This is a genomic window from Niallia endozanthoxylica (assembly GCF_008710145.1).
GTDB lineage: Bacteria > Bacillota > Bacilli > Bacillales > Cytobacillaceae > Bacillus_BD > Bacillus_BD endozanthoxylica.
Genome location: NZ_VYKL01000078.1, coordinates 1 through 1,623 on the forward strand (window position 1 = coordinate 1; position 1,623 = coordinate 1,623).

The 1,623-nt window shown below is 37.6% G+C and carries 1 protein-coding gene; it reads right to left on the reverse strand.

Going from position 1 to position 1,623, the window contains the following annotated elements; translation table 11 throughout:
* Window positions 1-6 precede the first annotated feature (6 nt).
* Complete coding sequence (locus F4V44_RS26975; protein WP_150443062.1) at window positions 7-1,467, reverse strand: transposase; 1,461 nt, start codon at window positions 1,465-1,467, stop codon at window positions 7-9.
* Window positions 1,468-1,623 lie beyond the last annotated feature (156 nt).

Consider the following 1,623-nt stretch of genomic DNA (forward strand, 5'->3'; position numbering starts at 1 on the left):
TAGGACTTACCCACTTTGTGGAATCATATTCCCATTCCGATTATAATCCATGTCAAACCAAGCCATCCGTAGTTGCGGAGGCCAAAATTCTCTAAAAAAAGTTGCGAAGGGCTTAGCGGTTGTGTCAAAATATACTTGGATTGAGTCTTTGCTTTTCGCATGGACTTCGCAGCGGATATGAAAGAGAAGATCAACTACTTGGCCGTGGGTGATTTCTTCTTTCCTATCCGTTTTTTGATTATATTTCCACTGCGCAAATCGAACGAGGACTTCCGCTGTAAAAAGAATACTTAAATGGGCATGGATATGATTTTCATTTGTGGAATGACAGTTGTTTAACCCTAATTCTTGTTTGGCGTTTCTAAAAAAGACCTCAATCGACCATCTTCTTTTGTAATTTTGTACGACTTCTACAGCTGTCAAGTCTGTATTATTAGATAGAAGTAACGCAAATGTCCCTTTGGCATTGCCTTGTTCAAGATCTTCTTGTAAGTTTGCCGTTACAACAGCTGAAACAGGTTTTAGAATAGGCTTTTTAAGATAGCCCTGTCCATTATGGATTTCATCTATTTTAATGTATATATCTTTAAAGGCCATACACACAGATTTCTTTCTTCTCCAGAAAGCAAAAAGGGGTTTCGCTTCTTTAAATAGCGCTTCGGGAAGGATTTCAACAAAACGTTCTTTCCCTCGAATCATCACTTTCCGATAGAGTAGAGTATTTTTTCTTGCTTTCGTTACCCAATCAAATTCAAGTTTTTCAATTTCAAGATAAAGGCTCTTCACAAAATACCAACTATCCATCGCTACACATAAACGGACGGGACGAGGGAGTTGTTCTTTTAAGGCTTGTAACATCTGAAGAGCTAAATCCAGTTTGGTTAAATGAATCTCGTTCTCCTTTTCTTTATTCCATATGGAATAAAATAAGGGATACTGGAGTCCGTTTGCCTTTCTAGCATGAATGACAACTAGATTCATAGCCTTTACATAGGTATTCGTACAGTGATCAAATAAACGATACAAAAAAGGCATTTTTGTGGCGTGTTCATGAACCACCAAGGTGTCATCTAAGGCGACAACATCCCCGTCAACTAGTTTGGTCTCTTCATCTAGTTGAAATTGTCGCACCCGTTTTAAATGAAAGAGATCCCAGTGAAAAGCAGACACCATAAAGCGACTGAGAACGGATTGAGTCACTCTTTTTTGGGAAAACATCGCCTGTAAAAGACGTTCTTTTGAATAGAACTCTACTGTTTTTGAACAAGAAGAGCACTGCGCTAATAAACCAATCACCAATAAGAAAGCTAATTGCCAGGTAGGTACACCACTTTTCTTGTGCATACCACTTTGAGCCATCAATAAGGATAAATCAAATCGATCCCACAAGGACTTTACTAAAGGGGCTCCTCCAAAAGAGCTATAAGCAAGTTTTTTAAACTTTGGTTTGTTTAAAGTTGACATCATTCCAACACCCTTAATCAAGAAAGATAGTAGCAATCTACATTTTTACCCTGATTATGGGATTTATTTCAAAAAGTCAGGTACTTTTAGGAGTTTTATTTGATCATCCGATGAAAAGTACTAAAATACCATTAATTTACAACAAGTGGGTAAGTCCTG